Origin of the sequence: Massilia sp. CT11-108 (genome assembly GCF_047302915.1) — a bacterium.
Lineage (GTDB): Bacteria > Pseudomonadota > Gammaproteobacteria > Burkholderiales > Burkholderiaceae_D > Telluria > Telluria orientalis.
Genome location: NZ_JBKYMO010001262.1, coordinates 1 through 428, shown reverse-complemented (window position 1 = coordinate 428; position 428 = coordinate 1). Strand labels below are relative to the sequence as shown.

General features: G+C 72.9%; 1 pseudogene. It reads left to right on the top strand.

What is annotated here, in order from left to right:
- A pseudogene (locus ACEN88_RS34325) lies at nt 1-428 on the top strand (hypothetical protein); the annotation flags it as partial.

The following is a 428-nucleotide window of genomic DNA, read 5'->3' as shown; positions in this document are numbered from 1 at the left end:
CGCGCGCTGCCGCCACCGGCGCCGTTCGGCCTCGAAGGCCTGGGCCGGCTGCTGCAGCCCGATCCGGATTCGCTCCCCGGCCGCATCCGGTACATGTTCGGCGCCGTCAACAACGGCTGGAACCAGTGGGTGCTGAATTACACGCCGCAACGCCAGCGGCATCTCGTGCAACGCTTACAAGAAGGATTGTCCCATTGGCAAAGCCTGGCACTCGTTACCATGCTCTGCGTCATGTTGTTCCTGGTAAAAAAATTCTCGCAGAGGCGGAAAGCCGACCCCGTCGATGCGCTATACTCGCTCCTGTGCCAGCGGGCCCGGGGGGGGGGGGGGGGGGGGGGGGGGGGGGGGGGGGGGGGGGGGGGGGGGGGGGGGGGGGGGGGGGGGGGGGGGGGGGGGGGGGGGGGGGGGGGGGGGGGGGGGGGGGGGGG